The organism is Paraburkholderia dipogonis, from assembly GCF_046027395.1.
Taxonomy (GTDB): Bacteria; Pseudomonadota; Gammaproteobacteria; order Burkholderiales; family Burkholderiaceae; genus Paraburkholderia; species Paraburkholderia dipogonis_A.
Genome location: NZ_JAQQEG010000012.1, coordinates 156,746 through 182,001 on the forward strand (window position 1 = coordinate 156,746; position 25,256 = coordinate 182,001).

Here is a 25,256-nt window from a genome sequence, read left to right on the forward strand (position 1 = left end):
CACGGGTGGGTGCGCCCGCCCGCCAAAGGCGGGCGCCTTAACGGCCGACAGGCAGGCGAATCAGCCTTCCGCCGGGAACCCGTTTCATCGCTTTCTGATTTTCCAGCGCGGCTCGCAGGTTCCGGTGGGCAATGCGCGCATGTTCGCGCATCAACGCCTCGGCGCGCGCGCCTTCGCGGTTGCCGATTGCCTCGACGACTGCGCGGTGCTGCGCCTGCGCGATCAACAGCATTTCACGCGCGCTCGCATCGATCGACTGCACCATCACGAATGCGCTCGGTGAAGCGAATGGCATAGTCATCGCCTTGTCGATCTGACGCTCGATGACGCCGCTGTCGCAGGCGGCTGCGAGCAGCGCGTGTAGACGCCGGTTCGCATCGACGTAGGCCGAAAAAGTGTCGTCCGTCAGTTCGCCGGCGAGGATCGAGTCGATCTCGTCGACGCATTGGTGCAACTTCTGCAGGTGCGCAGGATCGACGCCGCGCTCGGCCGCCAGTCGGGCTGCGAGGCCCTCGAGCGTACCGCGCAACTCGATCGAGTCGCCGATCTCGGTGACGGTAAATGAACGCACCGCGAAACCGCCCGATGCAATTGGCTCAAGCAGCCCTTCATCCTGCAAGCGAATCAGCGCGGCGCGCACGGGCGTGCGCGACACGCCCAGACGCTCGACCACCCATAGTTCGGAAATTCGGGCACCCGCCTGCAGGTGACCTTCCACGATCAACTCGCGCAGACCGAGAAGCGCCCGTTCCGTTTGTGATGCGCTTCCCGGGACTTTGGCTCGATGCATATCCGATGCTTCAGCCCCTTCGCGGCTATCGAGATCAGCCGGCGACGATTCATCGGCAGCGTGGGGCGCTTCAACATTGTGAGTCGCGCCCGAGGGCAAACGGCTGTGGCTCATGTTTGGGTCTGTGCGATGTACTTTGACTTTATTGTATACATCACAACGACACTCGCAATGGAAATCCCGCTTATTTGCGGGTAATCCCTAGGATTAGATGCGACATCTTAAAACTAATGTATACAATCCAGCGGCCCTGAGTTCCATTAACGTGCCCTCGTCACGCGCACGGCGCCCGCGACCACGCCCAACGCCGACGAAATCGCGCCGAAGAAAAGGGCAATCGATGCGCCATGCGGCCCGCAAATGTCGAAGATGACGACAGCCAGCGCCGCACCGAACGTCATGCCGACCATCCGCGACATGGTCATCAAGCCGCCCGCCGCGCCGCTGCGCTCCTGCGGCGCCGAGGTGAGCATGATCCGGTTGTTCGGCGTCTGGAAAAAGCCAAAGCCCATGCCGCAGACCGCGACCCGCCACACGATGTCCAGATTCGATGGCGCGGACGGCAGCGCAGTGAGCAACACAAGGCCGAGTGTCATGATGGCAAGTCCAATGCCGCCAAGAAGACCCGGCGCATGGCGTTCCGAGAGCCGTCCCGCAAGCGGCGCGACGAAGACGATCACGAATGGCCACGGGGTAATCAGCAACCCGGTTGTCGTCGCACTGCGCGCGAACTCGTGTTGCAGCATGAATGGCAATGCCAGAAGAGCGAGCGCCTGCGCCGTGTATGAGCAGATCGAGGTGAGCGCCGATAGCGACAGGACCGGAATGCGCAGCAGGTCGAGCGGCAGCAACGGCGCGGCGCGCCCGCGCTGGTGACGGACGAGCGCCGCTCCGGCAAGACACGCAAGCACGATCTCGAGGGCAGGCACGAGATACGCGCTGTCACCGGCTCCCCCGCTTTCGCCATTTGGGGCACCCAGGCCGCCGACGCCGATGATGAAGAGCGCAATCGTGACCGCATTGAGGAGCGCAGCGGTCCAATCGAAACGGCGCGGCATGGGTTCACTGCGCGGCAGAATCGCGCCTGCCAGCCCCATCGCGAAAACGCCGAGCGGAAGGTTGATCGCAAAGAGCCACCGCCATCCGCCAATCGAGAGAATTCCGGCGGCGACGGTCGGCCCCAGCGCCGCCGATACCGCAACGGTCAAACCCAGCAGCGCGACGCCGCGGCCGACCAGACCCGGCGGAAAAACCTTGCGCAACAATGCCGGCACGATGGTCGACACGCATGCTCCGCCGAGGCCCTGCAACGCGCGTGCGGCGATCAGGAACGGCAGGCTGGACGCCGTAGCGCAGCCGATCGACGCCAGCGTGAATATCGCCAGACCGCCAAGAAAGACACGTTTGTAGCCAAGCATCTCGCCAAGCGACGCCAGTGGCAGAACGGCCACCGCGACCGCGAGCTGATACGCGTTGACAACCCACACCGCATCGGCGGCGGAACTCGACAGGTCGTGCGCAATCGTCGGCAACGCAACATTGGCGATCGACGCGTCGAGATTGCCGAGAAATGTGCCGAGCAGTATCGACAGAACCGCCCACCTGCGTGCGCGCGATTCGGCACGGCCTGCGCCGTCGCGGGCAACCGTCAGACGGGCGTATGCAAATCGTTTCATCATTTGGTGTCTTCCACTCATACTTGCTGTTTGATCACACGCACAGCCATCTCACATGCCCAACCGCCCTGCTACTCGACTCGCCACACCCGGGACGCACGAGCCAGCCAGCGCCAGTCCGCTCCACGCATTCGCACCATTGCGCCTCGCGCGCAAGCTGCGGCTCAACCAGTTGCTGATCGTGGACAGCGTACTTCAGACCCACTCATTCGCGGTGACGGCCCAACGTCTCGGCATGACCCAGTCGGCAATCACCAAGGCGATCCAGGATCTCGAAAGCTTCTTCGATGCGAAGCTGTTCGAGCGCACCAACCGCGGCGTGCGCCCGACCGAACTCGGTCTTCGCATGGGCGAGCACACCCGCGTGATGCTCGCCGAGATGCGCTACATGACAGATTCGCTTAACGCGCTGCGCCTGGGCGACGCCGGCCACGTCGCGATCGGCACGCTGACCACTGCAAGCTCGCGCCTCCTGCCCGACGCCATTCGCGCACTGCGTACCCGCCATCCGAACATCGGCGTGTCGATTGTCGTCGGCGACCGCGCGCAGTTGTACGGCTATCTGGTCGAAGGACGGATCGACATCGTCATCGGCGCCGTGCCGCCCGCATCAGCAGGATCGAACGACCAGGTGGCCTACCAGGTGCTCTATGAGGACGCGCTGTACGTCGTCGCCGGCAGCGAACACCCGCTCGCTGGACGTCGCGCGCTTGGCCTCCACGAATTGCAGTCGTATCCGTGGATCATTCCGCCGCGCGAGTCGCTGGTGCGCGTCAAGATCGATCGACTGTTCACCAGCGCCGGCCTGCAATTGCCAGCCGACCTGATCGAATCGCTTTCACCGATCACCAACATGGGCCTGTTGATGGACCAGCGATCGTTAGGCTTCATGTCGGCGGGTCTCGCACAACTTTTTCTGACGGCAAGGCTCCTCGTTCGGCTCGACGTCGGCGAACGCTGGAGCTTCGGCGACGTCGGTTATGCGATTCGCGCAAGCCGGCCACCCAATCTCGCGACCCAGTCGTTCATCGCCTGTCTGAAGGCGCAGGTTCCACCTTCGCCAGCGCCTTAGAAAAAGTGGTGCAGACCAATCCGCGCCACCGCCTGCGTGTTGCTGTTCGACGGCGACAACCCATTCACCACGGCAAACTGCGCCGCGCCGCCCGCGCGCTGCCAGGCCGCGGCCGCATAGACTGTCGTTGCTTTCGACAGGAAGTGCATATAGATCAGGTTGAACTGATTCCAGTGATTCGCATCGAGCTTCGAGTACGCGTATGACACCCCGACCGTATCGAAGGGCGAAAGGAAGGTGTCGAGACCGCCCTCCGCGCTCCAGATCGAAGCGGTGCCGTGCGGCGTGGTGAACTTGACGTTCGAATACATCGCGTGCGGCCCGAACAGGCTGCCCGTGTAGCGCCCGGAAACGCCATAGCTGCGCGTCTGATCCGCGTTGAACATCGCGTAGGTTGCACCGGGTGCTGCCGGATTCGCGCTCAGCCTCTGTCCAAGCAGGCTGCTGAGGCCGAGCGTCTGCCCGAGGTTGAACGAGCGGTTGTTCGACACCGTATAGGCCGCCGCCAGCAGCGCCGGACCATTCGCATAGCGCGCACCGAAGCTGTATGAACGGCCAGCGTTGAAGTCGCCTGGCTGACCGCCGAATCCGTTGATCACACCTAGCGTCAAGCCGTGAAACGCAGGCGTTTCATACTTGACCGCGTTGTCGATCTGAAACTGGTTCGCCTGGTTGTCGAGATTGCCCGGATGGAAGAAATACGACGAACCGAGAAAACCGCTGCTGCTCGCACGCAGATACTCGTACATGAAGTCGGGAATGTGGCCGAGCGTGAGCGTACCCTGCGGGGCGGAAAGCGCGACATACGCATAACGGCTGAAGAGAACGCCGCTGCGTTTGAAACTGCCGTCGTTCAGATTGAAGCCGTTTTCCAGCACGAAAATCGCCTTGAGATTGCCTCCGAGGTCCTCAACTCCGCGAAAGCCCCAGCGATCCGGCGAGCGGTTGCCCGTATCGAGCCGCACATTGTTGCCGCCGCGTTCGTTGGTCACGTAAGTCACGCCTGCGTCAACGCTGCCGTATAGCGTGACTGAACTTTGCGCGAATGCCTGGGTGCTAGCGAGTGCCAGCAAGGTCATACTCAACAGGACTTTTTTCATCTGGTCTCCATTTTTATGCACGTGCAGACGCGCCGCGGGCGTGCGCCCGCGGTGTCAGGCACGCTGTTATCGGATAGGGAAGGCCGCGGCCGCGATGGGCGGCAGCCTGATGCGCGTTACTTGATCCGGAACACGCGTTGCGCGTTGGTTTCGAAGAAGCGCTTCTTGTCGGCCATGCTCATCGGCAAGCCGTCCAGTGCAATGACCTCGTCGATGGCGTGCTGGTACGGATAATCCATCGCATACATCACACGATCCATGCCGAGCAAGTCCTGAGTGAACCTGATCGCCGGTCCCCAGGCAACGCCGCTATTGGTGATGACGAAGTTCTCGCGCAGATAGTCGCTCGGCTTCTTCTTAAGCGGTTTCATCGATGCATAGCGCTCGGACACCACCGTCGCGCGGTGCATGTAGTCGAGTCGATAGGCCCAGAACGGCAACGCTTCGCCCATATGGCCGAGGATCACCTGCAGCTTCGGGAACCGGTCGAATACGCCGGCGGTGATCATCCGTAGCGCGTGCATGCCCGTCTCGACGCCGAAGCCATAGATCGCGCCGTCGAGTCCGCATTCGAGGAACGGCTGGATCATGTTGCGCGGCGGCGTATTCGGATGCAGATAAATGGGGGCGTCGTTCGCCTCGGCCGCTTCCAGGATCTCCCAGAACTTCTGGTCGGAGAGATACTCGCCGTGCGTATGCGAATTGATGATCACGCCGGTCAGCCCGAGTTGCTTGATGCCGCGCTCGATTTCCCGCGCCGCTTCCTGCGGATTTTGCGGCGCCACCGCGACCATGCCCGAAAAGCGCGTCGGATGGTTGCGTACAGCCTCAGCAAGTTCGTCGTTCGCGGTGCGCGCAAACGAAACGGCGGACTCTGCATCCATGATCTGCACGCCGGGCGAGGTCAGCGCGATGATCTGCCTGTCGATGCCGGCCTCGTCCATGTGCTGCAGCCGTTTCTCGCCGAGGTCTTGCAGGCATTCAATGATATGCCGTGCGCGTGCGCTCTGACTGCTCATGTAGAAACCCATGAGGCTGACGAAGCCCGGATCGGGATCGGGTCCCTGGAGAATCTTCCTGTACATCTCCAGCATTTCCGCGGGCGCGAATGCTTCCTCGGTGGCGATGCGGGCGTATTCAGCCTTGGCTGGGCGAAGTGCCTGTTTCGTTTCAGGATGGTTCATGTCTGGATGGTCTCTGGAAAATAGATACGACGGATCAAGTGCGCTTCGCGACCGGCAACGGCCCGCAGGCCGCATCCGGCTCCTGCCGGTCGTGATGTCTGAAGTGAGTGTTATCGCGTGAAAAGAGACGGGACAGAGCAAACGCCGCTGCCGCCGACACCAGCGCGGGCAGCGCGCCGAGGAACAGCAGATCCTGTGCGGGCCAGCTCATCGCAAGCAGCATGCCGCCGACGAGCGGACCGACGACCGAGCCGATCCGTCCGATCCCAAGTCCCCAACCCATGCCAGTCGAGCGCATGAAGGTCGGATAGACGCGGCTCGCAATCGCATGCGTGCCGGCCTGCCCGCCGACGACGCCGACTCCGGCACCAGCGGTCGCGGCAATCAGCAGATAGGGGCTGTCGAGGGACAGGCCAATCGCGCCAATCGAAGCCGCGCCAAACAGGAACAGAAGCGTCAGCACTCGCGCGGGGTTGTAGCGTTCAAGCACGGTGCCGAGCGCAATGCTCGCGACCGTGCCGGCGATCTGCAATGCGGAGGTCGCATAAACCGACGACTGCATCGAAACGCCGGCGCGTGTGAGCACGGTAGGCAACCAGCTTGCGAAAAAATAGATTTGCAGCAGGCAGGTGAAATAGATCGCCCAGATCAGCAGCGTCGGGACAGCGCGGCCCTGGGCGAACAGATGCCGCACCGTCAGGCCAGGCGCCTTTTCTTCGTTGGCGACCCAGCTCGTGTGCTCATTGCACTGCAGTCCCGGACAGACGCGTCGCATTAGTGTCGCAAGCTCGGCCCCCTTCGATTCGCGCAGAGCGCGAAACCGGATCGACTCGGGTAACGCAAGCAGCGCGATAACGCTAAGCGCGAGCGAGAGCGCGCCGCCGATCTGAAACACGATCGGCCAGCCGTGGCTTTTCAGAAGCGCTCCCGCAACAAGGCCACCCAGCGCCGACCCCACCGAAATGCCGCACGCGGTGATCATCACGACGAGGGCCCGCAGGCGACTCGGGCTGTATTCGGCACACAGCGCCAGTGCGTTGGGAATGATTCCGCCGAGCGCGATGCCCGCGACGAAGCGCAACACCATCAATTCCGAGAGCGAACTCACCGAAGACATCGCAAGCGTCGCCGCGCCGACGATGGCAGTGCATATGACGATGATCTTCCGGCGGCCGACATAATCTGCGATCGATCCAAGGCCAAGCGCGCCGAATGCCATGCCGACCAGTCCCGCCGAGAATGCGGGCGCAAAAGTGGACGGCGCGATGTTCCACTGCCTGCTCATCGCCGGAACGACGTAGCCGAGCGCCTGAGCATCGAAGCCATCGGCGAGCAGGCACAGAAAGCACAGCGCGAAAACGAGCAACTGGAAGCGATGGACCGGTCGAGCGTCGATCGCATCTGATAGATTGAGAGAGTCTGGGGGTGTCAAGCGAGTCTCCTTAGCCTTCTCTTCGGCCAACATGTTTTAGTAGACGCAGTATGGATATGCCTGACAAGAAAGACGACTGAAAAAAACGGCCTCAGACTTTCTTAATTGGAATATCTGGTCGGACTGCCTTGTGCAACTGGCGCGGCCCACGCGAAGTACCGTTCCGGGAGTCGTCCGCTACCGCGCCAGAGCCTTGTCGGCTTCGTGCGGATCGTTTTCGCTCCCGAACGTGGGTGGTTGGACACAGATGATCTGATCCAACTCGGCCTTGCAGACGCGATCGCGGCGAAGCGCTTTACAACGCTACCTGCGCCGGATGCCATATGCCGGATGGAAAAGGCGCACAGGGCGCGGGTCACTACCCGGCGCTCGCTGACAGCCCGGCAGTCGAAGCCGCACCCTACGTCATCGTCAACGTACTGCGCGGCCTCTTTCCCGCACCCTCCTCCACCGCTTCACGAGACTTATGGCAACGATGTATCGGGGTCTGATTCGGCGCGGCGACGGCGAGCTTCAGTTTCAACGTTGATATTCTGACGCTGCTTTCGTGAGGAAAGTATGCCGCTTTCAAACGGTTGCTTCGCCGCATGTTGCTGTCAATGGCGCTGTCCGACCTGTTTCGGGCTGTCACCACCTTGCGACCGTGCGGTCATTCCTGCCTGCGGGTTGATTTGAAATTGGCAATCGCGTTCGTCGCACGAGGACGCGCGGACGGAAGGAAAACTGCAACCCCTACTTACAAACCGCGAGCAAGCTCGCGGGTTTTTTCGCTCGCCTCATTGCGGGATGCATGGTCCTGCTCGGGGCCTGCCAACGTTTTCTCGACACTGATCACACGTACGTCGGTGATTCCAACCATACGCGACCACATGGTCAGATAGGTGGTCTGAAAGTCGAACTGATCCTGCGGAAAATCCGCTCCAAGCTGAACGCCTCGCGCCGCGATCGTGACCACCGTCCTTCCACCAAGCAGGCCGTTCAATCCTCTTTCGTCGAATGTAAACAGCACGTCCTTCTGTGATATGACATCGATCAGATGCTTGAGGCGATACGGGATGCCGAAGTTCCACATGGGTACGCTGAAGAGAATGACGTTTGCCTGTCGGAACCGCCCGGCAAGCGTATCGACGGTGCGCCATGCGTCGGCCTGCGCAGGATCGAGCGGCCGGCCCTCGATGCCCGCGTATTTTGCTTCAAGCACCGGCCCGTCGAAAACGGGCAGGTCGATTTCCCAGACGTTCAGTTCGTCGACCGTCCCCTCGGGATGTCGTTCCTTCCAGACTTCAGTGAAGGCGTTGGCGACCTGCCGAGAGGCCGAGCGCCCTGTGCGTGGCGAACCAATCACGTGAAGAAGATGCATAAGTCCTCGCAAAGGTAAGTTGGAGAAGGAGCGAATCCCGCCGCGAAGTCATGTCAGCATCGGCGTCAAGTCGGGATCGCCTTTAGTCATCGCCCGCTGATACCCAGCCCGTCCGCCGATGCGCTGAAGATACGCCAGTATGTTCGGATAAGGCTTGAAATCAACAGGATGAAACAGGCGCATCGTGGTCAGCGAAAAGACGCTCATGATGTCTGCCGCGGTGAACGCGCTTCCAGCGAGATAGTCGTTCTGTGCAAGCCGCGCTTCGATCAGCGCGAGCACCTTGTCCAGTCGTCCCTGCACCGACACTTGAATCGGATGGTCCGGTGTCAGGCCGCAGCGCCCAATGAACATCGATCGACCCATTACCGGCTGAAGATTGCCATTGGCGAAGTGAAACCAGTAGAGATAGGAAGCGAAATCGGGATGGTCGGGCCCATGCTGCAAACGTCCGTGACCATATCGAGCGAGGATAAATTCGACAATCGCGGCCGATTCGGCAAGCAAGACTCCGTCGGCTTCGATGAGCGGTGCAGCGCCGAGTGGATGTAGTGCCTTGAGCTCCGGCGGCGACAACTGCGTGACCGGGTCGCGCGTGTATTTTTCGAGCTCATAGGGAACCTCGAGTTCTTCACAAAGCCAGACGATCCGTTCCGATTGTGAGTGACCAAGGTGATGGATTTTCAGCATGAAGCTTTCCTTGTAAGAAGGGCGGCAAGTGATCCGGTTCATTCGGATAATGTCGGCAGGCGTGTTGATTCGAGAAAGACGAACCCGGACGCCCGTCGGTAACGCTTATCCTATACCCCTTCCCACTCCGGATACGGACATCCGGTCGGCCAGCGCCATCTCCAGCCTGGGTTGCGGATACTTCTCCCGAAGCTGGTCTCGACAGCATCGGCTATCAAGAAAGTCGACGTACTTAACCCCTCGGCGGCGAGCACCTTGACGACAGTTTACCGAGCGTATATTTGCCACGCGCCGAATCAAGCGCGCTGTCGATCCCTGCGCTTAGCCGTTGGAGACAAACCAGCAATGACCGAAGCGAGCAAAGCGCCGCCGACTACATCACCGATGCAGAGACCGACCGTACACGCCTGTTTTACGAACGGATTCGGACCTCTTGAATCATTGGACGTCACCCTTATTCCTCCGCAGGCGTCGAGCACTCCGGCCGTTCAGGCCGAAACAGCCTGAACGGCCGCTGCGGGTTGCGGATAGTCGACGATCAGCCAAATACAGTTCAGCAAAACAGAATTTGGTGGAATACAGATGTTCGCAGTGGGAACTTGACCAAGTCTGATAGGGGGCGAATCTCGCCACCATGTTGGCTCGAGAGCGCGACCGGATAAGCCGCCCGCGCCTCGTCACGATGTTTTTGCTATTCAGCGGCGGTGGCACCTGCATCCTCGCAGGGGTAGCCCAGTGCTTCAGCGACCTCGGGACAGGTGACCTTGCCGAACGCGACATTCAGGCCACGACGCAGATGTTCGTCATCGGTAAGGGCCTTGCGCCAGCCCTGGTCGGCGATTGTCAGGACAAAGGGAAGCGTCGCGTTATTCAACGCATAAGTGGATGTGCGCGGCACGCCGCCAGGCATGTTTGCGACGCAGTAGTGTACGACTTCGCCAACTTTGTACGTGGGGTCCGCGTGAGTCGTAGGTCTCGCGGTTTCGCAGCATCCTCCCTGGTCGATCGCGACATCGACGATGACGGAGCCGGGGCTCATCGCATCAACCATCTTGCGCGTGACGAGTTTGGGCGCAGCGGCGCCGGGCACGAGCACGCCGCCGATCACGAGGTCGGCATCGAGCACGTGTCGTTCGATGTTGTCCTGATTCGAATACACGGTGATCACGCGTGCGCCCAGCAGCCGGTCCATGCGTCGCAGCGCATCGACATTGCGGTCGATTACGACGACCTGCGCACCCGTGCCGACAGCCATCTGCGCGGCATTGGTGCCGACCACGCCGGCGCCGAGGATCACAATCTTCGCAGAGGGCACGCCCGCCACGCCGCCAAGCAGGATGCCCTTGCCACCGTGCGCGCGTTCCAGGCTGAACGCGCCCGCCTGAATCGACATGCGGCCCGCAACCTCGGACATGGGCGCGAGCAGAGGCAGTCCGCCGCCGCGTTGCGTGACGGTCTCATAGGCGATGCAGACCGCGTTGCTTCCGACGAGATCGGCGCACTGCTCGGGGTCCGGCGCGAGGTGCAAATAGGTGAAAAGAATCTGTCCTCGGCGCAGCATCGCACGCTCGGGCGCCTGGGGCTCTTTCACCTTGACGATCATGTCGGCAGCGGCAAACACCGCTTCTGCGCTGGGCGCAACCTGCGCGCCCGCGGCCCGGTACGCGTCGTCCGTTGCGCCGATGCCTGCGCCAGCGCCTGTCTCGACGTCCACGCTGTGTCCATGCGCGACGATCTCGCGCACGGAAGACGGGGTGAGACCGACACGATACTCGTGGTTCTTGATCTCCTTCGGAACGCCTACGTGCATATTGCCTCCTGTATGGACCTGCCAGTCTGCCGCGAAATGATCTGATTCCTCAGACGTCCAGCACGACCGGAGAGCATTGGCGAGGCAGGCGTCGACGACGCTAACGCACGCAGGCGGCAGGACCGCAGGAAACGATTGCCACGATCTACCCGATTTCACCTATTGGCGACGCCATCGCCGGGCGTTTAGCCAGTAGCAGGTTGTGACGGGTAGCATCGGAACGGAATGCATGCGGAAATCGAGCGTGACGTAGGTGCTGTATCCGGCTACGAGTAGTGATTTCCACAATACTATCGGCGGTGCGGTAGAAGTTGTTAATGTAATTGTGGTGAATTTTGGTTGAAACACCTGAATTAGGTGATGTGTGTCCATCACCTTACATCGCAGGCCTAAGGGTTTATATTTACTCCTGTCTCCCATGTCTCCTTTCGACATGTATTCAGCAGGTTTGCCTGTATCAGGCCTCAAACATTCTCGACCCTGGCTCAACAGCTCATCCGGGCATGGACGAAGGCGATCGAGTTCTTGGCTGCCAACAACGACCAGGTTTAGTCGACAGGACTGGAGTTCACGGCAAAAGAATCGTCGGACGGCTATTGACACTAGCTACTGCCAAAAATTGTCGCAGCGCTAAAAGACAACTATGTGGAAACTCGATGGTCCACTCGGTGTGGAAACTACACGCTGAATGACACCGGGACCTGACATTCGCCGACTTTAGTTATTTCAGATTAACCAAAACCCAACAACTTGCTCGTTCTCCCTGATCTGCATAAAGTCCCCTTCCCATTTTCCGAACTTCATCCCCTTCCGTGAGCACGATGCGGCGTTGCGTGCGAATGCCTGGACCTCAAATTTGCCCGTTCCGTTAGTCGCGATCCTGCCTGGCTAGCGGCCGCGCGAAAGCAATGCAGACCGGCGGCATGAGCCGTCATTAGCGCGAATAAAAGAATCAAACCGCTGGGGGGTGAATGCCGAACAAGAGTAGAAACAAAAACTTATCGGCCCAAAAAAATGTGAATAGCCGTAGCTTTTTGTCGCGGAAATACTGGCTTCACCTCAAGCCGATGCCGGTTTCCGCGCTTTCCGCGGACCCCCGTGTGCTTGCCATCAAACCGTCGTCCCTTCGGAAATTCGATGAGCAACGTCACCCTGCAAACCACCGCAACACCCGGTTCCGTTCGTCCTGTTCAGTCGAGCCATCACGTACGCACGATCGCGGCCTGTTCGATCGGCAACGCACTTGAAATGTACGACTTCACCGTCTACAGCTTCTTCGCCATGCTGATCGGCAAGCTGTTTTTTCCTGTTGATAGCGCATACGGTTCACTGCTGCTTGCTGTCGGGACATTCGGTATTGGCTTTGTGATGCGGCCACTCGGCGCGCTGGTAATCGGCAGCTTTGCCGACCGGCGCGGCCGCAAGGCGGCGATGACGCTGACGATCGCGCTCATGGTCGGAGGCACACTGTGCATTGCCTTCGCGCCGACCTACGCGACGGCCGGGACCTTCGGCACACTCGTCATCGTATTCGGCCGCATGTTGCAGGGTTTTTCCCTCGGTGGAGAAATCGGCGCATCGACCGCAATGCTGATGGAGTCTGGCAGTTTCGGCAGCCGTGGCTTCCGGATCGGATGGCAGGGTGCGAGCCAGGGATGTGCTGCCATGCTAGGCGCGCTGAGCGGCGCCGTGCTCTACGCGAGCCTGTCGCAAACCGCACTCGAGTCCTGGGGCTGGCGCATGCCATTCCTGCTTGGGCTGCTGATTGCACCGGTAGGTCTTTACATCCGCGCTCACCTCGCAGAGACGCTCGATAGCAATGCGACGGAGGCTAATCCGCTCGCGACGTTGTTTACGCAACATGGCAGCAAGATCGTGCGCGGCGTGCTGTCTATCGTCGCGGGAACGGTCGGCATGTACCTGGTCGTGTTCTTCATGCCGACCTATCTCGTACGTGTGCTGCACCTTCCTAACTCGCTGTCGTTGATGGCGGGCTGCGTGTCGGGCGCGACCATGACAGTCATGTGCCTCTTGTCCGGCTTGATCGCCGATCGGACTGAATCGCGCAAGCCCATTGCACTCGCGTCCGTCATCCTGACGACGCTGCTCATCTACCCCGCTTTCTGGGCCATGAATGTGCATCCCAGCGTACCGCTGGCTCTTGTCATGACCGCCATTGTCACTGCGTCAAGCAGCTTTGGCAGCGCACCCATGCTGCTGTTGTTGATGGAGATGTTCCCGGCCAGCGTGCGGGCGAGTGGACTGTCTGTCATCTACAGCATAGGTGTTGCGCTCTTTGGCGGATCAGCGCAGTTCATCGTAACCTGGCTCCTGGCGAAAACAGGCAATCCCATGTCGCTCGCGATGTACATGATCGTCTGCGGAATCGTGACGGTGTGTGCGATGGCCAGCCTGCCTGAACCGCGCAAGCGCACCTCATAACGAACGTCACAGTCGCTTCTCGCGGTGGCCAGGCGTCCCCCCTCAAGCTGATATTCGTCACTCTGAGTGAATCGATTTTCGCGTTCGAATGAGACGCGAGGGGACCGCTCGTCCCGCGAACCGTCGCAATTATCAAAACACGCAAGTGGAGATTTGCAATGAAAAGGACACTGGGTGCGCTGCTCGCTGCGCTTGGCACCTTGGCATGCACCGGGGCTTCCGCCGAAGTGTCGCCAGGCGCACCGCCCGACGCGGCGGCCAGCGCATATGCAACCGGCACGCAAATGCAGTCGATCTTCCGGTACTGGGGAGCCGGCCTGGGGCCGCAGACGCTGGGGGTGGCCTCACAACGTAGCTTTGTCACACTCTACGGCACGCTGGACATGGGCATCAATTACACGAAGGCCGGCCCATACAGTATCGAGCGAGTTCAATCGGGCGGCGCACTCACGTCGAAGTTCGGCTTCTACGGCCAGGAGTACCTGGGTAATCAATGGACCGTGTTCTTCCGCCTGGAAAACGGCTTCATGGGCAATACCGGTGCTGTTCAGGACACGACGTCGCTCTTCAATCGCGCATCCTATGTCGGCATGCAGAATCCGATCTACGGGCAACTGACAATGGGCCGCCAATATACGTCGGCCGGCGCAGCGGCACTCGGCGCGGATCCGTTTCTTGCCGTCGCGCACGAGTCGGTCTATACGTACTTTCTCGGCACCTCGGATCTGGGGCTCGGTACGAATGGCGACGCACTGGGACGCCTGCCCGACACGCTGCGCTATATCTCCCCACGGTTCGGGCCATTCGGCTTTGACCTGAGCTATTCGCTCAAAGGCGATCAATCCGTAGGTCCAGCTGTGCACCAGCGCTCGGCGATGATTTCTTACATCGACAAACGGGCGGTGTTGTCGATCGCTTTCGGGCAGAGCTGGTGCGACCCGTCGATGGCGGGCAGTTGTGTCGGCGACACCAAAATCGCGCCGACAAAGCGCACCGACACCTATCTGGCCTCCCTGATGTATGACCTTGGTCCGGTCCTCGTGCAGGCGGCCTACATTCGGTACGTTCCGCAGACAGCGGACAGTGCCATTGCAAACCTGTATCTGCTTGGCTTGCAAAAATGGTGGGGCGTCAATTTACTGCGTGCCTCGGCTGCGTATCGCGATACGACGAAATCGCAGGACTACGCATACGGCTCGACCATCGGGATCGACCACTTTCTGTCAAAGAGAACATCTGTGTATGGCCGTGTCGGCGTCATGCGAAATGGCCCGGATTCCAGCGTCACATACAACTACGACAGCGGATCGCCGGCACCTGCGCCCGGACGCACGGTGTCGAGCGTCACGCTGGGTATCAACCATCAATTCTGATTGATGCGCCGCCTGCTGGCGCATCCATTTTCGTCACTCCTACCGAGGATAAATCGTGTCAATCGAACTGGTTCAAGACTTCATCGAAAGCAGCAAGGGCAAGTACATCCAGTTGTCGGACGAGATCTGGCAATACGCGGAATTGGGCTATGCCGAGCAGAAATCCGCCGCCGCGCATATTGCGTTTCTCAAATCGGCGGGCTTTACCGTGCGCGAGGGCGTTGCCGGGATTCCGACGGCGTTCGTCGCGGAAGCCGGTTCGGGCGGTCCAGTGATCGGGATCCTTGGCGAGTTCGATGCGCTGTCCGGACTCAGCCAGGAAAGCCTTGCACTTAGATCCTGCCCGTCAAGCGAGATCGATAGCGGCAACGGACACGGTTGCGGACACCATTTGCTTGGCACGAGCGCACATCTGGCAGCCGTCGCGATCAAGAACGCGCTCGAGCGTAATGGCATCGAAGGAACGGTGCGTTTTTACGGCTGTCCGGCTGAAGAAGGCGGCTGGGGCAAGACCTACATGACGCGCGCGGGTCTATTCGATGATGTCTCCGCCGCGATTACCTGGCACCCCGGCGTGGCGAACACGATCATGAACATGGAAAGCCTCGCCGTCAAACAGGCGTATTTCCGTTTTAGGGGTATCGCCGCACACGCAGGCGCGTCGCCGCACCTCGGTCGCAGCGCGCTCGATGCGCTCGAACTGATGAACATTGGCACGAACTTCCTGCGTGAGCACATGATCCCGGACGCACGCGTGCACTACGCAATCACCGACTCGGGCGGCGTAGCGCCCAACGTCGTGCAGCCCAACGCGGCGGCGCTGTACATGATCCGCGCCCCGCGCAATCGCGACGCTCATGAACTCTATGAGCGAATCTGCAATATCGCGCGCGGTGCCGCTCTGATGACCGACTGCGAACTGGAGATCGAGGTGCATTCGGCTTGCTCGAACCTGCTGCGCAATACCACGCTGAATGAACTGATGCAGGCAAAGCTGAAGCAATTCGGTGCGCCGGACTATGACAGCGACGAGTTGCAGTTCGCGGAGTCGATGCATCGCACGACGCGCCCGGAAGAGATCGAGATGGCGGGCCGTATGCTGCAAGCCGCATGGCGTCAGCCGAAAGCGCTGTTCGACGGCGTCGACGCGCTACACAACGACCGTCCGTCGAAGATGCACGGCTCGACCGACGTCGGCGACGTCAGTTGGGTCACGCCGACCGTGCAATGCATGACCGCATGCTTCGCTTTTGGCACGTCACCGCATTCGTGGCAGTGGGTTTCGCAGGGCAAGAGCGCGATCGCGCACAAAGGCATGGTGCTCGCGGCGAAGACGATGGCTGCCACGGCGCTCGAGCTGTACACGAATCCGCTCCTGCTCGCGGCAGCACGCACGGAACTGGCCGAGCGCCTGGCCGTAGAGCCCTATGTGTGCCCGATTCCGGAGGACGTGCAGCCGCCGCTGCCGAAGACCGTGGGCTAACTGTTGCACTGGCGTGCCCGCGCGCAATTTTGTCCCGCTATCATGGATCATCTGGAAGATGAAGTCAGGGGATGCTGTGAAGCTGAGACAACTCGATGCGCTGCGCGCGGTCGCTGAGGCCGGGAGTCTCCATGAGGCAGCGCGCCGTCTCTTCCTCACGCAGCCCGCTATCAGCCGCTCGATCAGGGAGTTGGAGGTCGAACTGGGCATGCAGTTGCTGACTCGATCGGCGAATGGCGCCACATTAACGCCATTCGCTCACCAGGTTTTGAAACGCGCTCTCGTCGTGCAGCGGGAAGTCGGGCGCATCGTGGAAGATGCGCAGACGGCGCGTGGAGAACTCGGCGGGCGACTGACACTCGCCGTCACCCCGCCTGCGTCCACGCGCGCGCTCGCCGATTCGCTCGTCGAAATGACGGTTGCGCGCCCGGGCGTCAAGCTGGAGGTGATCGAATGGCGCGGCGAGAATATCGCGGACGGGTTGCGAAGCGGTACGGTCGATGTTGCGATCTTTACGCAGTACGGCGAACCGAAAAACGCAATGTTCGAATGGACGCGGCTCTACGAGCTTGATATACAGCTTACGATTCCGGCGTCGTATAAAGGCAGCGAGACGCTATCGGTCGAGCAGATTCATGCGTTGCCGTGGCTTTTGCTGGATTCTCCAAGCGACGAGTCGAGCTTTGTCGCGACGCTGTTCGGTGAACACGGATTGTCGCAGCCGGAGCGTACGACGCGATGTTCCGCAATGAACCTTTATCTCGATCTCTCGATGCAGATGGAGGCTGTCGCGGTTTGGACTTCTCTCGCAATGCCGCTGTTATCGCAGCGAGTGGACGACGGTCTGCTCAAATTGCTGAGCATTACTGAGCCCATGCCGAAAATTGGCATGTTCCTCGCCTATTCCAGCGAGGAACTGCTTACCGCGACCGCGCAGGATCTCATCCGCCGTTTACGCGCAAAGCTCGACCGGGACGACGAGAGCCGCTTGCCTGCTGGTATGCGCTATAGCGAAACCCGTGCCGGCGCTCGCTAGTGCAATGGAGAACCCACGCAGTCCGTGTTCAATCTTTCAACGCGGCGTTGAACGGTGGAAACAGCCCCGAACTGTCTAACAGACACCCGAACTCGCCAGCCCGCTTATGCAAATAAGCCGGTACATCGACGTGCGTATAGTCATAGAAGCCACGCGCATCGCGCAACCCATCACGGCCTTCGCGCATGTTGTCGCTGACGATCCGCGCCGGCAAAAATCGCGGATCGATCTGGTTCGCGAGATAGTGCGACGCGTAGTACAGGATGTCGCATCCGCCCCAGTCGATGAATTCGAGCAATCCGAGCACGGAGAAACGCAGTCCGAAGCCGGTACGAATCGCAATGTCGATATCTTCCGCACTGGCGACACCCTCCTCGACCATCCGGGCTGCCTCGTTCATCGCGAGCGCCTGAATCCGCGGCACGATGTAGCCCGCCGACGGTGCGCACACTACGGGTACCTTACCGATCCGGCGCAACAACTGCACAATGCTTTGCACGACCGTCTCAGCTGTCACGTCACTGCGGCTCACCTCGACGAGCGGCATAAGATGCGCAGGATTCAGCCAGTGCGCGTTGAGCAGCCGTTGCGGGTGCGGGACGAATTGCTGTAACTCCGTGACGAGGAACGTCGACGTGGTCGACGCAATCAGCGCCTGCGCGCTCACATGCTCGCAGAGCCACGCAAACGCCGCTTCTTTCGCCGCCATCACCTCGGGCACGGCCTCAAAAACGACCTGCGCTGCCGCCAGATTCGACCGTGCCTGAGCGCGATCCACAATCAGGACGCGCTCGATCGCCTCGGCTGCCTGAGTTTCCGTGATCCGCCCGAATGCGACCAGTGACTCCAGTTGCCGCAATATTTCGTTGCGTGCGGTCTTCTCGAACTCGACGCGAGCCTGCGCGTCGCGCTCCTTGAAGTCGATCATCGTGACGCTCAGGCCCGCGTACGCGAAGGCAAGTGCGATGCCCTGACCCATGCGGCCCGCGCCAAGGATATGGATCCGCTCAATCGCCGTGGTCGTGCTCATTGGTCAAAGCCCCGCTGAAGCAACGCCGTCATCGCGTCGCGAGAAAGAGATGCGAGACCCAGTTGCTCGAGCGTTCGCCCTTCGCGATACAGATCGCGCTCGGACACCGCGCTTGCAACGCTCAGCAGCCCTTCGGCAATCGGCGTGCGGACACCGGCCCATCGGCCCGCCGAAACCAGAAACGACAAGCCGAGGCGTGTGTCCTCCAGCATGTAACGATGCGTCTTCAGGTCGATGTCCTCGCGCCAGTCGCCGCTATCCGTCAGCTTGCCGTGCGCGCCTCGCCCATACATCCATTCGTCGCCGTCGCTGGCGTAATGGTCCGCGAGCGGGAAATGCGGAGCGCCGTAGCCAAGTCCTTCGCGAATCGCAATGCGCTCGGCGTCGAGCGCGCCCGTCACCCTGCGCACGGACGGCTGGGTGCCTTCATTGTGGATATCCCATGCGTCGAAATGCTCGAGCGGCCCCGCGTTCATGATGATCAACGGCGGATGGATGACCGGCCCCGCATTCATCAAAGCGCCGCTCAGCGCATCTTCGATCGGCTCGACCGACGGATAGCCTTCCTTCAGAATGCCAAATGCCCACGACGCGTGTTGCGCGGGAAAAACGCCCGTTGGCAAGCGGGTCGCATACGCGCTCACCACGACGTTGTCGTCACCGTGCTTACGCGCCAGATACGGCAACGTACCGGTTTCGGCAAATGCGACGCGGTGCGTGTTGCCCACATCATGCATAGCCTTGGCGAATACATAGCTGCCAAATGTTCCGGGCGGCAAAAACACAACCTGGTCATCGCGAAGAAGCGGCGCGAGTTGCGTCGCCAGCGCAGTATGCGTGGTCGAAGGCAATGGAATCACCAGAAGCCGCGCACCCGTTACAGCGTCCGCGAGTTCGTCGACTATCCGCACCGCGCCCGCTGCGTCTCCCAAGGGCACTCGTCGCTCGCCGCGGAAATCCTTCACTTTCAACGAGCCGGCTTCGCGCAGTTGCGCCGAGACCTTCGTATCGCGGCGCCACCACGTCACTCGATGACCTTTTTCCAGAATGTCGACTACCGCCGCATAGCAACCGTGGCCGCCGCCCAATACGCTCACATTCATCGCAGTTCTCCTGATTGGATGCCTCTCAGGCTACGCGGCCGACGCGGTGAAAGCGCTTCATGGCGCGCAATCCGCATTCAAATTCGGCAACTATGCGACGCGTGAACATTTATGCCTTCCATTGCGGCATACGGGTCGATCCGTCTTGCACGGTCAATTTGGCTGTCGCATGATGCGGATGTCACCTGTTTTGTGCTTTGAGGTCCGTGAATGGATATTGCGATTTCCCGCAAATACCGTAACCGTCTTCTCGCATCGCATGCCCGCGAGGAGATCGAACGAGAAGTGTCGCTCGCGCTCGCGCCGCATCGGATGGAAGTAACGGGTCGAGAACCGTTGAACGCCGAGCTGTATGGCATCGCGCTGCACAAGGCATCGCTTCTCGAACTTCACTATGGCCGCGAAACGCACATCGACGCCGGCGATCTCAACGATCACTATCTGTTTCGCACCACGCTCTCCGGTCGGTGCGCACTGGAATCCGGGAGCGAACGGGTTTCGCTGCGTGCGGGCAGCCTGAGCGTATCATCGCCCGCCCGTATAAGCCGCATCGATACCGATCGCGAGTGCCGCAACCTGCTACTGCGCGTCGATCGCGCCGCGCTCGAAGTGAAGCTTGCCGACATGCTGAACGACAGCGTCCGGCAACCCTTGGTGTTTGACATTTCTGTCGGTAGCACACACACCGGCACAACAATCTTTCTTTCGACGTTGCGCTACCTTTGCAATCTGTGCGACCAGTTCGATGAACCATCGCAGCAAAGTATTTTTGGCCCTGACCTCACACAATGGCTTATGACAGTGCTGCTGAGTCAACTGCCGCATTCCCACAGTGTCCTGCTGGCGAGAGCCTCGTCTTCCCCGCTTCCGGGTCACGTGCGCCGAGCCCGTGACTATATCGACGCCCACCTGGACGAAGCCCTGCGCATTGACGATCTCGCCCGCGCAGCCGGCGTGTCAACGCGCACGCTGCAAAATGGCTTCGCACGGTTTCTCGACACGTCGCCCGGCGGTTATATCCGCGAGCGGCGCCTTGAAGCAGTGCATCGTGCGCTGCAGGCGGATCCCGAACGTTCGGTCACCGACATCCTGATCGCGCATGGCATACAAAGTTTTGGCCATTTTGCGAAAGCCTATGCGCGGCGCTTCGGCTGCCTGCCGTCGGCGACCGGCAAGCGTTGCGCGCGCCACTGAGACGGCGCCATGCACACCGACACGACCGCCTCGGCTCACGAGCCTACGCATGACATTCTGCCCGTTTCTCGCGCTGATGGCGCGCCGCGCGTCCAGGATCTCGATCTGAATCTGCTAAAGGCGTTTCATGCCGTGCATGTGGAGAAAAATGTCGGCCGCGCCGCGCTCCGTCTTGGCATGACGCAGCCGTCGGTGAGCCACGCCTTGAGCCGGCTGCGCCTGGTCTTTCATGATGCGCTGTTCGTGCGCACCGCACGTGGCGTCGAGGCGACGCCACGTGCGGAAAGACTCGCGGGATCAATCGACCGTGTCCTGAGCCTGCTACAGGAAGCGCTCGACGAAGGCGCGCAGTTCAGCCCCGCAACGTCGCGCCGGGTGTTCCGCCTGCATATGAGCGACTTTGCGGAAAGCGCGTTTCTGCCCACCCTCATGCGCGAACTCGACACACGTGCGCCCGGCGTGGTTATCGAAACACATCATGTAGACGACAGCCAGTTCAACGTCGAACTCGAATCAGGCCGAATCGACTTCGCGCTCGGGCATTTCCCCCATGCGTCGAGCCACTTTCACCGCAGCGAACTGCTTCAGGAGCGCTATGTGCTTCTGATGGCGCGGCGCGCTGTGCAACTGTTCGAACTGGAAGCGGAATTCACGCTGGGCAGCAAGCCCGTCCCCGCCGGGCTGCATTTCATCGCGGTTACTTCGCATCCGCAAGCGGGCGAACTGCTTCGACGGCATAGTCTGACCTCCCGCGTGCGGATAGCCGTGCCCAACTTCATGGTGGTGCCAGCCATCCTGAGCCGGTGCGACTATGCGTTGATCCTGCCACGCACCGTGGCGCGCGCTTTTCTGACACTCGGCGACTTCGCCGCCTTCGAGATCGACGACGCAGATACCTGGCCCGTGAATGCCTATTGGCATCGGCGATTCGATGCCGATCCCGGACATCGCTGGCTGCGCGGATTGCTGATGGAACTGTTCCGCATCGGCGCGCGCGAACCCTTCGAAAGCTGGCTCGCAGAGCCACTCGATCTTCATCCTGACCGCGCTCACGATGCGTGATGCAAGCCGACGACAGCCCGAACCACAGGCCGTGCGTCGCCTAGAAAGCGGTCATGATGCCCGCGACCACGGAACTCGCGGTAGCGCCCGGCTTCGCCACCGCCACGCCGCCGCCGGCCGCGCCATTGACCGTGAAGGAGGCGTGTGCGCCGTTGCGGATCATCGCCGCGCCCGTGTACAAGACGGTGCGCTTCGACAACGGATAGTCGTAGCGCACGCCGAACGAGTCGGCATTGCCTTCGCTGTCCGCAACCTTGCGGTAGTGGCCATAACTCAACAGAACCAGCGCACTTCCCACTGGCACCGTTGCGTTCAGTTCGAACAGATCGCTGTGTGGATTCGACGCTGCCGCGTTCACACCAGCGGTCACGTCCGGGCCGCCGCGATGACGCATGAAGATGAACGCCGGTTTGACGAAACCAAAATCGTATGAAATCGCGCCGAGTGCGTAGTTGCCCGCCGCCGTCGGACTGGTCGCATTCAGCGCGGCGGCACTCGCCGGGCTGAATGTTTGCTGCATATAGTCGATATCGACCGAGAGACTGCCCGAGAGATAGTTGAGCGACGCACCGTAGGTGTCTCCAAGCGTCGACGGGACGTTCGTGGCGCCGTTAGCGCCGCGTGCGACGATGGCCCGCAGCAGCACACCAGCCACTCGCGGCGACGTGTAGCGCACTGAGTTGTTGACCCGCAAAAACGCCGGCCCGACGAAGTTATTCGCCGCGTTGCCCCACGCCAGACCCGCGCCATCTCCCGGCAGACTGTATGTGACGAACGAGGTATGCAGGACCGTGTAATTCACGCCGGCCTGGAACGCGCCGAACGGTCCCGATAGCCCGACCCACGACTCTCTTCCAAACAGTGCGCCGTTGTTACCGAGCGCGCCATTGGAAGAGTTGAAGCCGTTTTCCAGTTTGAAGATCGCGCGATATCCGCCACCCAGATCTTCGCTTCCCTTCAATCCCCACTGACTCGCGAAAATGTCGCCGCTACCCATGCGCACCACATGGTTGGGACCGAAGTTCGTGTATTCGATCGACGTATCGATGCGTCCGTATAACGTCACGCTCGACTGTGCAAACGCGGGCACCACTGCGAGGCTCAATAGCGACGCGCACCACTTCCAGTTGTTCATTCTCGTCGTTCCCGCCAGAGATTGATCTTTCCTCAGCCGTGCACGGCAAAACCACACGGCACATGCTTTCCCCGTCGTTAGCGAGCTTCACTGAACGAAGCAGAAAACGAAGCGAGTCTAGGAAGATCAATATCCAACGTCGATCAACGCGTCGGTATAACACTTATAGACAGTGCGCATGACGGCATTCGCGCGTTGCGTGACGCTTCGGCACGCCTTATGTGACGCCCCTCCGATGCCTGTGCCCCCGGGGAAATCTTTAGCTGACCAGGTGTATGCAGCAACGTTGCCGCCGGATTTGCGCATATGTTTCGGAAATTTGTTTACGTACGCTGCATTTCTGGCACGCCGCACGGCGTACTTTTCTAATGCCGGACGGCGCATATCGCGAGCATCGCCGCCGTGCGCCGCTGAACATCGACCAACGGAGAACCGAGATGGCCGCATCGACGAGCAGCAAGCCTGCGGGCAAGAGTTACACGTACGAGTGGTACGTGGTCGTGATCTGCATGCTTGCGTATGTGTTTTCATTTGTGGACAGACAGGTCCTCGCACTCATGATCGAGCCGATCAAGAAAGATCTGCATCTGACCGACACACAGTTCAGCCTGTTGCACGGATTCGCGTTTTCGCTGTTTTACGCTGTGATGGGCATGCCCCTTGCCTACCTCGCCGATCGCTTCGCTCGCCCACGCATCATCGCGACCGGCATCGCACTGTGGAGCTTCGCCACCGCCGCATGCGGCCTTAGCCAGAGCTTCATTCACATGTTCTTTGCGCGGATGAGCGTTGGAGTGGGCGAGGCTGCACTCTCACCCGGCACCTATTCGATGTTGAGCGATTACTTTCCGAAGGACAAGCTTGGCCGCGCAGCGGGCGTCTATTCGCTGGGTTCGTTCATCGGCGGCGGGATTGCGTTCCTGATTGGCGGGTACGTGATCGCACTGCTCAAACAGATGACGACTTTCTCTTTGCCGCTCGTCGGCGACGTTCGCTCGTGGCAACTGACGTTCTTCATCGTCGGCCTGCCGGGCTTCCTGGTCGCACTGCTATTCATCCTGACCGTGCGCGATCCGCAACGCAAAGGACTGGAGCAGGACGTCTCCGGCAAGGCAAAGCGCGTGTCGATGGCCGATTCGCTGCGCTTTATCGGTTCGCACGGCAAGACGTTCTTCTGCCATTACCTGGGCTTTTCGTTCTACGCGATGACGCTCTTCTGTCTGATGAGCTGGACGCCTGCGTTCTATATTCGCCGTTTCGGGCTCACGCCGGTCGAGGCGGGCTATACGCTCGGCACGATACTTCTGGTCGCGAATACCGCCGGGGTGTTTTGCGGCGGCTGGCTCAACGATTGGCTGCTGAAGAAAGGCCGCGCCGACGGCCCCATGCTCGCGGGCTTCATTGGCGCGGCCGGTCTTCTGGTACCGGCGGTCGCTTTCACGCAGGTCGGCACCGTTGGCCTATCGCTCACGTTGCTCGTGGTTGCAATGTTCTTCGCATCGTTCCCAATGCCCACTTCTACGGCCGCCATGCAGACCCTGGCGCCGAATCAGATGCGCGCCCAGATTTCTGCCGTGTTCCTGTTGATCTCGAATCTGATCGCGCTGGGTATCGGTACGACTCTTGTCGCGCTTCTGACCGACAAGGTGTTCGGTTCTCCCACGGCGGTCGGCAATTCAATGTCGATCGTCAACTGTGTTGCGACGGTGCTGGCTGCAGGACTGCTGTGGCTTGGCTGCAAGCAGTATCGCCTGAGTCTTGCCCGCGAGGAGGGTCGCAAGAGTATGTCCAGCGTGCAGGCACCGCAGGTTCCCGTCGCGGCTACCGTGCCGGAACAACTGGAAACCGGACGTGCATGAATGGCGGAGTCGTACCGCGCCGGGCATCGAACGTCACCATGCCGCTCTGCCGACATTGGTCATTACAATGGCAGATGCCAAGGTCGAACTCGGCCCAAGCGAATTGGACTTGAATCAGCTGCCTTCGTGGCTGGTCGAGCCGATCGCGCCACAGCAACTAGGCGCGCGTCGACGATTTATACGCTGAAGATCGTTGCCGCCCCGGCTTGCGTGTCAGGCAACTGAGCATCGGTCGGACAGGCGGGCGATTCAATTCCGGTTCCAGGCGCAGGCACAGGCACAGGCACAGGCACAGGCACAGGCACAGGCACAGGCACAGGCACAGGCACAGGCACAGGCATCATGCCGGCGAGATCGCTCTATCCGCAATCGTTACACCGTCCGGCTGCGCCGACAACAACCCGTCCGCGATCTTCTCGAGCAAT

General features: G+C 60.7%; 19 protein-coding genes and 1 pseudogene. 9 read left to right on the top strand and 11 right to left on the bottom strand.

The window, feature by feature from the left end:
- Positions 1-37: 37 nt before the first annotated feature.
- On the bottom strand, positions 38-790 hold the full coding sequence (locus PQR32_RS14490) for a GntR family transcriptional regulator (protein ID WP_408227624.1): 753 nt from the start codon (positions 788-790) through the stop codon (positions 38-40).
- A 260-nt stretch (positions 791-1,050) separates the two neighbouring features.
- Positions 1,051-2,469 (bottom strand): MFS transporter, encoded by a 1,419-nt coding sequence (locus tag PQR32_RS14495; RefSeq protein ID WP_408227627.1) that lies wholly within the window; start codon positions 2,467-2,469, stop codon positions 1,051-1,053.
- Between the two features lie 52 nt (positions 2,470-2,521).
- Here PQR32_RS14495 and PQR32_RS14500 point away from each other — a divergent pair, with 52 nt between their 5' ends.
- Positions 2,522-3,538: a LysR family transcriptional regulator gene (locus PQR32_RS14500; protein ID WP_408227630.1), complete on the top strand. Its 1,017-nt coding sequence runs from the start codon at positions 2,522-2,524 to the stop codon at positions 3,536-3,538.
- Here PQR32_RS14500 and PQR32_RS14505 read toward each other — a convergent pair.
- The 3 genes from PQR32_RS14505 to PQR32_RS14515 all read right to left on the bottom strand — a co-directional run bounded on the left by PQR32_RS14505 (position 3,535) and on the right by PQR32_RS14515 (position 7,254).
- Positions 3,535-4,638, bottom strand: coding sequence for a porin (locus PQR32_RS14505; protein WP_408227633.1), 1,104 nt, complete (start codon positions 4,636-4,638; stop codon positions 3,535-3,537). The two genes, PQR32_RS14500 and PQR32_RS14505, sit on opposite strands and share 4 nt — an antisense overlap.
- A 116-nt stretch (positions 4,639-4,754) precedes the next feature.
- Positions 4,755-5,822, bottom strand: coding sequence for an amidohydrolase family protein (locus PQR32_RS14510; RefSeq protein WP_408227636.1), 1,068 nt, complete (start codon positions 5,820-5,822; stop codon positions 4,755-4,757).
- 34 nt (positions 5,823-5,856) lie between these two features.
- Positions 5,857-7,254: an MFS transporter gene (locus PQR32_RS14515; RefSeq protein WP_408227639.1), complete on the bottom strand. Its 1,398-nt coding sequence runs from the start codon at positions 7,252-7,254 to the stop codon at positions 5,857-5,859.
- Between the two features lie 290 nt (positions 7,255-7,544).
- Between PQR32_RS14515 and PQR32_RS14520 the strand changes: the two are divergent.
- A pseudogene (locus PQR32_RS14520) lies at positions 7,545-7,745 on the top strand (c-type cytochrome); the annotation flags it as partial.
- Between the two features lie 245 nt (positions 7,746-7,990).
- On the opposite strand, the gene PQR32_RS14525 reads toward PQR32_RS14520, so the two are convergent.
- The 3 genes from PQR32_RS14525 to ald all read right to left on the bottom strand — a co-directional run bounded on the left by PQR32_RS14525 (position 7,991) and on the right by ald (position 11,114).
- Positions 7,991-8,614, bottom strand: coding sequence for an FMN-dependent NADH-azoreductase (locus PQR32_RS14525; protein WP_408227642.1), 624 nt, complete (start codon positions 8,612-8,614; stop codon positions 7,991-7,993).
- Positions 8,615-8,662: 48 nt separating this feature from the next.
- On the bottom strand, positions 8,663-9,304 hold the full coding sequence (locus PQR32_RS14530; protein ID WP_408227645.1) for a glutathione S-transferase family protein: 642 nt from the start codon (positions 9,302-9,304) through the stop codon (positions 8,663-8,665).
- Positions 9,305-9,995: 691 nt separating this feature from the next.
- Positions 9,996-11,114, bottom strand: a complete 1,119-nt coding sequence (gene ald, locus PQR32_RS14535; RefSeq protein WP_408227648.1) for an alanine dehydrogenase — start codon at positions 11,112-11,114, stop codon at positions 9,996-9,998.
- A 1,137-nt stretch (positions 11,115-12,251) separates the two neighbouring features.
- Here ald and PQR32_RS14540 point away from each other — a divergent pair.
- The 4 genes from PQR32_RS14540 to PQR32_RS14555 all read left to right on the top strand — a co-directional run bounded on the left by PQR32_RS14540 (position 12,252) and on the right by PQR32_RS14555 (position 17,448).
- Positions 12,252-13,556: an MFS transporter gene (locus PQR32_RS14540; protein ID WP_408227651.1), complete on the top strand. Its 1,305-nt coding sequence runs from the start codon at positions 12,252-12,254 to the stop codon at positions 13,554-13,556.
- 284 nt (positions 13,557-13,840) lie between these two features.
- Positions 13,841-14,929, top strand: a complete 1,089-nt coding sequence (locus PQR32_RS14545) for a porin (protein ID WP_408227654.1) — start codon at positions 13,841-13,843, stop codon at positions 14,927-14,929.
- A 52-nt stretch (positions 14,930-14,981) separates the two neighbouring features.
- Positions 14,982-16,412 (top strand): M20 family metallopeptidase, encoded by a 1,431-nt coding sequence (locus PQR32_RS14550; protein ID WP_408227767.1) that lies wholly within the window; start codon positions 14,982-14,984, stop codon positions 16,410-16,412.
- Positions 16,413-16,470: 58 nt separating this feature from the next.
- Positions 16,471-17,448 (top strand): LysR family transcriptional regulator, encoded by a 978-nt coding sequence (locus tag PQR32_RS14555; RefSeq protein WP_408227657.1) that lies wholly within the window; start codon positions 16,471-16,473, stop codon positions 17,446-17,448.
- Between the two features lie 28 nt (positions 17,449-17,476).
- Here PQR32_RS14555 and PQR32_RS14560 read toward each other — a convergent pair whose 3' ends face one another.
- Positions 17,477-18,478, bottom strand: coding sequence for a 3-hydroxybutyryl-CoA dehydrogenase (locus tag PQR32_RS14560; protein WP_408227660.1), 1,002 nt, complete (start codon positions 18,476-18,478; stop codon positions 17,477-17,479).
- Complete coding sequence (locus PQR32_RS14565) at positions 18,475-19,581, bottom strand: NAD/NADP-dependent octopine/nopaline dehydrogenase family protein (protein WP_408227663.1); 1,107 nt, start codon at positions 19,579-19,581, stop codon at positions 18,475-18,477. The genes PQR32_RS14560 and PQR32_RS14565 overlap by 4 nt, the downstream gene beginning before the upstream one ends.
- Before the next feature lie 210 nt (positions 19,582-19,791).
- Between PQR32_RS14565 and PQR32_RS14570 the strand changes: the two genes are divergently transcribed.
- Both PQR32_RS14570 and PQR32_RS14575 read left to right on the top strand, forming a co-directional pair.
- Positions 19,792-20,775, top strand: a complete 984-nt coding sequence (locus tag PQR32_RS14570) for an AraC family transcriptional regulator (protein ID WP_408227666.1) — start codon at positions 19,792-19,794, stop codon at positions 20,773-20,775.
- Between the two features lie 9 nt (positions 20,776-20,784).
- A complete protein-coding gene (locus PQR32_RS14575; protein ID WP_408227669.1) occupies positions 20,785-21,837 on the top strand; it encodes a LysR family transcriptional regulator in 1,053 nt (350 codons plus the stop codon).
- Between the two features lie 40 nt (positions 21,838-21,877).
- Here PQR32_RS14575 and PQR32_RS14580 read toward each other — a convergent pair whose 3' ends face one another.
- Positions 21,878-22,972 carry a porin gene (locus tag PQR32_RS14580; RefSeq protein WP_408227672.1) on the bottom strand — a complete coding sequence of 365 codons (1,095 nt, stop codon included), beginning with the start codon at positions 22,970-22,972 and terminating at the stop codon, positions 21,878-21,880.
- 437 nt (positions 22,973-23,409) lie between these two features.
- Here PQR32_RS14580 and PQR32_RS14585 point away from each other — a divergent pair, with 437 nt between their 5' ends.
- On the top strand, positions 23,410-24,831 hold the full coding sequence (locus PQR32_RS14585) for a spinster family MFS transporter (protein WP_408227675.1): 1,422 nt from the start codon (positions 23,410-23,412) through the stop codon (positions 24,829-24,831).
- Positions 24,832-25,256 lie beyond the last annotated feature (425 nt).

Bases quoted from the DNA above. Each gene is read 5' to 3' on its own strand.
- PQR32_RS14565 (WP_408227663.1), bottom strand. From the start codon at position 19,581: ATGAATGTGAGCGTATTGGGCGGCGGCCACGGTTGCTATGCGGCGGTA.
- PQR32_RS14495 (WP_408227627.1), bottom strand. From the start codon at position 2,469: ATGATGAAACGATTTGCATACGCCCGTCTGACGGTTGCCCGCGACGGC.
- PQR32_RS14570 (WP_408227666.1), top strand. From the start codon at position 19,792: ATGGATATTGCGATTTCCCGCAAATACCGTAACCGTCTTCTCGCATCG.
- PQR32_RS14525 (WP_408227642.1), bottom strand. From the start codon at position 8,614: ATGCATCTTCTTCACGTGATTGGTTCGCCACGCACAGGGCGCTCGGCC.
- PQR32_RS14555 (WP_408227657.1), top strand. From the start codon at position 16,471: ATGAAGTCAGGGGATGCTGTGAAGCTGAGACAACTCGATGCGCTGCGC.
- PQR32_RS14530 (WP_408227645.1), bottom strand. From the start codon at position 9,304: ATGCTGAAAATCCATCACCTTGGTCACTCACAATCGGAACGGATCGTC.
- PQR32_RS14545 (WP_408227654.1), top strand. From the start codon at position 13,841: ATGCAGTCGATCTTCCGGTACTGGGGAGCCGGCCTGGGGCCGCAGACG.
- PQR32_RS14540 (WP_408227651.1), top strand. From the start codon at position 12,252: ATGAGCAACGTCACCCTGCAAACCACCGCAACACCCGGTTCCGTTCGT.
- PQR32_RS14500 (WP_408227630.1), top strand. From the start codon at position 2,522: ATGCCCAACCGCCCTGCTACTCGACTCGCCACACCCGGGACGCACGAG.
- PQR32_RS14585 (WP_408227675.1), top strand. From the start codon at position 23,410: ATGGCCGCATCGACGAGCAGCAAGCCTGCGGGCAAGAGTTACACGTAC.
- PQR32_RS14490 (WP_408227624.1), bottom strand. From the start codon at position 790: ATGCATCGAGCCAAAGTCCCGGGAAGCGCATCACAAACGGAACGGGCG.
- PQR32_RS14575 (WP_408227669.1), top strand. From the start codon at position 20,785: ATGCACACCGACACGACCGCCTCGGCTCACGAGCCTACGCATGACATT.
- PQR32_RS14580 (WP_408227672.1), bottom strand. From the start codon at position 22,972: ATGAACAACTGGAAGTGGTGCGCGTCGCTATTGAGCCTCGCAGTGGTG.
- ald (WP_408227648.1), bottom strand. From the start codon at position 11,114: ATGCACGTAGGCGTTCCGAAGGAGATCAAGAACCACGAGTATCGTGTC.
- PQR32_RS14510 (WP_408227636.1), bottom strand. From the start codon at position 5,822: ATGAACCATCCTGAAACGAAACAGGCACTTCGCCCAGCCAAGGCTGAA.
- PQR32_RS14560 (WP_408227660.1), bottom strand. From the start codon at position 18,478: ATGAGCACGACCACGGCGATTGAGCGGATCCATATCCTTGGCGCGGGC.
- PQR32_RS14505 (WP_408227633.1), bottom strand. From the start codon at position 4,638: ATGAAAAAAGTCCTGTTGAGTATGACCTTGCTGGCACTCGCTAGCACC.